This is a genomic window from Arthrobacter sp. 2YAF22_2 (genome assembly GCF_052114645.1).
In the GTDB taxonomy this organism is placed as follows: Bacteria; Actinomycetota; Actinomycetes; order Actinomycetales; family Micrococcaceae; genus Arthrobacter.
Map to the genome: position 1 here is coordinate 1 of NZ_JBFRFD010000312.1, position 4,549 is coordinate 4,549.

Below are 4,549 nucleotides of genomic sequence, written 5' to 3' on the forward strand. Positions count from 1 at the left end.
CGACGGCCGCGCCGGCCGCCGTCGCGATCCAACCGCGCGTGGTGGTGCCGGCTGCTTTGGAAACGACGGTCACCGGCGGCTAACTGCCCGGCTCAAGGCGCGCGAACGCCTGCTCGAGGTCCGCGATCAGGTCCTCGACGTCCTCGATGCCGCAGGACAACCGGATCAGGTTCACCGGAACGGCCAGTTCGGTGCCCCTGACCGAGGCGTGCGTCATCTCCGAGGGGTAGTTCATCAGGGATTCGATGCCGCCCAGGGACTCCGCCAGGGTGAACACGGAGGTGGACTCGGCCACCGTGCGTGCCGCCGCCTCGCCGCCCTTGAACTGCACGGAGATCATCCCGCCGAACTTCTTCATCTGCTTTTTGGCGAGCTCGTGGCCCGGGTGCGAAGGCAGGCCCGGGTACAGCACGGCCTCCACCTCCGGGCGCTCCAACAGCCATTCGGCCACGGCCTGGGCATTGTCGCTGTGCCGGTCCATGCGCACGCCGAGGGTCTTCAGGCCGCGGGTGGTGAGGAACGCGTCCATCGGACCGGACACGGCGCCAACGGCGAACTGTACGAAGCCGATCTTCTCGGCCAGCGCGGCGTCGTTGACGATGATGGCGCCGCCGACGACGTCGGAGTGCCCGCCGATGTACTTGGTAGTGGAGTGCACCACGACGTCGGCGCCGAGCGCCAGCGGGTTCTGCAGGTACGGCGAGGCGAAGGTGTTGTCCACCACCAGGAGGGCGCCGGCGAAGTGCGCCACCTCAGCCAGCGCTGCAATGTCGGTGATCTTCATCATCGGGTTCGACGGCGTCTCGACCCAGACCAGGCGGGTCTTGCCGCCGCCGGAAGCCGAGCCGCCTGCCGCGACAGCCGTCGCGACAGCGTCAAGGTCGGACATGTCCACCGGGGTGTTGCCGATCCCCCACTCGCCCAGGACGCGGCTGATCAGCCGGTACGTGCCACCGTAGGCATCATTGCCGAGCACGATGTGGTCCCCGGGACGGGTCAGGGCGCGGATCATCGAGTCCTCGGCCGCCAGCCCAGAGCTGAAGGAGAACGCTGCGGTACCGCCCTCCAGCGCGGCGAGCTGCTCCTGCAAGGCGTCGCGGGTGGGGTTGGTGCCGCGGCCGTATTCGTAGCCGGCCCGGAGACCGCCGATTCCGTCCTGCGCATAGGTGGAGGAGAAGTGCACCGGGGGCACCACCGCGCCGGTGCGCGGCTCGAAGGCCTGGCCGGCGTGCACGGCGCGGGTGTTGAAGCCGGCGTTGGTCGCGGAAGAGCTTTCTGGCTGGGACATGGGACTCCTTGAACTGGTCAGTTGCTGAGGTACGCGAGCAGGTCGTGGCGGGTCAGGATCCCCACCGGGGCACCGACGAACGTCACCATCAGGGTGTCCGCGTCGGAGAGGAGTTCACGGGCCGTGGAGATCGATTCGAGCGAACCGATCACCGGAAGCCGGGCCTCCATGTGGTCGGAAATGTTGTCCGTAAGGGTGGCTTCACCGCGGAAAAGCTTGGCCGTCAGGGTGCGCTCGTCCACCGAGCCGAGGACTTCGCCCATCACCACCGGGGGCTCGGCGGACAGCACCGGGATGTGCGAGACGCCGTACTCGTTCATGATGTTGATGACGTCCCGGACGCTCTCGTTGGGGTGGATATGCACCAGGTCCGGCAATTCGCCGGTCTTGGACTTGAGCACTTCCTCCACTGAGGCTTCGTCGCCGCCGGCTAGGAATCCGTAGGAACGCATCCACTGGTCATTGAAAATCTTCGCCAGGTAGCCGCGGCCGGAGTCCGGCAGGATCACGACGACGACCGCGTCGGCCGGCAGGTCCTTGGCGGCCTGGAGCGCGGCGACGACGGCCATGCCGGAGGAACCGCCCACCAGCAGGCCCTCCTCGCGGGCCAGCCGGCGGGTCATCGAGAAGGAGTCGGCGTCGCTGACGGCGATAACGTCGTCCGGAACGGCCTTATCGTAGTTGGCCGGCCACATGTCCTCGCCGACGCCTTCGACGAAGTAGGGCCGGCCGGTGCCGCCGGAGTAGACCGAACCGGCAGGGTCGGCCGCGATGATCTTGACCACGCCGCCGTCGGACGCCGCGCGGCCGGCGGAGATGTCCTTGAGGTAGCGGCCGGTGCCGGTGATGGTGCCGCCGGTGCCGGCGCCGATCACGCAGTGCGTGATCTTGCCGTCCGTGTCATTCCAGATCTCCGGGCCGGTGGACTCGTAGTGGCTGGCCGGCGCGGCCGGGTTGGAGAACTGGTCCGGCTTGTAGGCGCCGGGGATTTCGGTGACCAGGCGGTCCGAGACGCCGTAGTAGCTTTGCGGGCTGTCCGGGGCGACGGCCGTGGGTGTCACCACGACTTCCGCACCGTACGCCTGGAGCACGGCACGCTTGTCCTCGCCGACTTTGTCCGGGACCACGAAGATGCAGCGGTAGCCCTTCTGCTGCGCCACGAGGGCCAGGCCGACGCCGGTGTTGCCGGAGGTCGGCTCCACGATGGTCCCGCCGGGCAGGAGCTTGCCGCTGCGCTCCGCCTCGTCGATCATCTTGGCGGCGATGCGGTCCTTGATGGACCCGCCGGGGTTCAGGTATTCGAGCTTTACCAGCACCGTGGCGGCGATGCCGTCGGTCACGTGGTTGAGTTTGACGAGCGGCGTGTGGCCGATGAGGTCCAGGATGGACTGGGCGTACTTCATAGGTACAAAGTTACCGTCTCCGCGGCCGCGCGCTGGCCTCGTCGCGTTGGCACCGGCTCGGGTGCGAGGATTGGGCGGTGAAGCGACGGAACTGGCTGAAGACACTGCGGAGCTACCTGGTTCCCGGCGGAATGCTCTTGGCCGGGACCGCGGCGCTGGCCACCGGGCTCCTCCCCTGGCCCGCCTTCGAGGAGCTCACCGGCCGCACGGTGCCGGTGCTGGGCTTCGTGGTGGCCATGTCCCTCGTGACGGAATTGGTCGACGACGCCGGCCTGTTCCGGGCGGTCACCGACCGACTGGCCGCTCTCGGCCGGGGACGCGTCCGGCTGCTGTGGCTCCTGGCGATTGCCCTGGCAGCGGTGTCCACCATCTTTCTGTCGCTGGATACGACGGCGGTGCTGGTGACCCCCGTCGTGGTGTTACTGGCCGTGCACGCACGGATCCCCCCGCTGCCCTTCGCCCTGACCACCATCTGGCTCGCGAACACCGCCTCGCTCCTGCTGCCAGTGTCCAACCTGACCAACCTGCTGGCCCAGGGCCGGCTGGGTCTCGGTCCGGCCGGGTTCGCCGTTCTGGTCTGGGCGCCGGCGCTGGTGGGGATCCTGCTTCCCCTGGCGCTGCTGTGGCTGGCCTTTCGTAAGGAGCTGCGCGGCCGCTACAGCCCGCAGCCTGCCCACCGGGTGCGGGACAGGGTGCTGCTCTATGCCTCGGCCGGCGTGATGCTGGTCCTGCTGCCGGCCCTAGTGTCCGGTATCCCGGTCTACCTGCCTGCTGCCGCCGCCGCCGTCGTCCTTCTGGTGCTGTTCCTGTGGCGCCGCCGCTCGACCCTGCGCTGGTCGATGGTCCCCTGGCGGCCGCTCATGCTTACCGTTGGCCTGTTCATGGTGGTTGAGGCGATGCACGCCAACGGGCTGACGAAGGCGTTGGCGACCGTCGCCGGATCCGGGGACAGCCTGCCCGCGCTGCTCCAGCTGGCGGGGCTCGGCGCCGGAGCGGCAAACGCTGTCAACAACCTCCCGGCCTACCTGGCTCTCGAGCCGGTGGGCGGCTCGCCGCTGCGGCTCGCGGCACTGCTGATCGGCGTGAATTTCGGCCCGCTGGTGACCCCCTGGGCGTCGCTGGYGACGCTGCTCTGGCACGAACGCCTGCGCGCCCTCAACGTGGAGATCCGCTGGGGCGGTTTCGCGCTGGCCGGGCTGGTCGCCGTCGTCCTCACCGTCCCGCTGGCGGTCGTGGCCCTGTGGCTGGCCAGCGGCATGCCCTGAGCCGCCGCGGCCCGGGCCCCGGCGCGTCAGGCGCCGAGGTCGTCCGCGGCCGAGCCGGCGCCTCCCGCACGCGGGGCGTTCTGCCAGAGTCCGACGATATTACCTTCGGTGTCCCGGAAGTACGCGGTCCAGCCCATGGCGCCGACTTCCTCCCGCGGCCTGACAGTGCTGCCGCCCAGCGAGTTGATCTTCTCCAACGCCGCGTCGATGTCATCAACGTCCACGGTGACCACCGGGGACTTGAGGTCTCCTTCACGGCGGAACATGCCGCCGTTGATGGAGCCCGCAACGGAGGGCATGCCCGTCGCGTCCGTCGGCGTCGTCTTGATCATGGCGTAGCTCATCTCCGGCATGGCGCTGACTTCCCAGCCGAAGGCGGAACTGTAGAACTTTCCCGCACGGTCCTCGTCCTCTGCGGGGATTTCGAAATGCACCACTCCACCAGCCATCACATGCTCCTCACCATCAGGGGTTAGCCCACGGACAGGCACCGGAAATTCGTGYCACAGCCGGATTCTAGTCCTCGAGGGGGACGCCGATAAGGGCCCCCGGGTTCCGTCGCGGCACCGCCTGTACCGCCGCGGCGCCGCGAC

Annotated in this window: 4 protein-coding genes; 1 reads left to right on the top strand and 3 read right to left on the bottom strand. The window is 68.8% G+C overall.

Features of this window, described 5'->3' with window-relative positions:
• Nucleotides 1-79: 79 nt before the first annotated feature.
• Nucleotides 80-1,288, bottom strand: a complete 1,209-nt coding sequence (locus AB4Y86_RS12915) for a cystathionine gamma-synthase (RefSeq protein WP_441402619.1) — start codon at nucleotides 1,286-1,288, stop codon at nucleotides 80-82.
• A 17-nt stretch (nucleotides 1,289-1,305) separates the two neighbouring features.
• A complete protein-coding gene (locus AB4Y86_RS12920) occupies nucleotides 1,306-2,691 on the bottom strand; it encodes a cystathionine beta-synthase (RefSeq protein ID WP_441402620.1) in 1,386 nt (461 codons plus the stop codon).
• Between the two features lie 131 nt (nucleotides 2,692-2,822).
• Here AB4Y86_RS12920 and AB4Y86_RS12925 point away from each other — a divergent pair, with 131 nt between their 5' ends.
• Nucleotides 2,823-3,956 carry an SLC13 family permease gene (locus AB4Y86_RS12925; protein ID WP_441402622.1) on the top strand — a complete coding sequence of 378 codons (1,134 nt, stop codon included), beginning with the start codon at nucleotides 2,823-2,825 and terminating at the stop codon, nucleotides 3,954-3,956.
• Nucleotides 3,957-3,982: 26 nt separating this feature from the next.
• On the opposite strand, the gene AB4Y86_RS12930 is transcribed toward AB4Y86_RS12925, so the two are convergent.
• Nucleotides 3,983-4,405 carry a VOC family protein gene (locus tag AB4Y86_RS12930; RefSeq protein ID WP_441402621.1) on the bottom strand — a complete coding sequence of 141 codons (423 nt, stop codon included), beginning with the start codon at nucleotides 4,403-4,405 and terminating at the stop codon, nucleotides 3,983-3,985.
• Nucleotides 4,406-4,549: the final 144 nt, after the last annotated feature.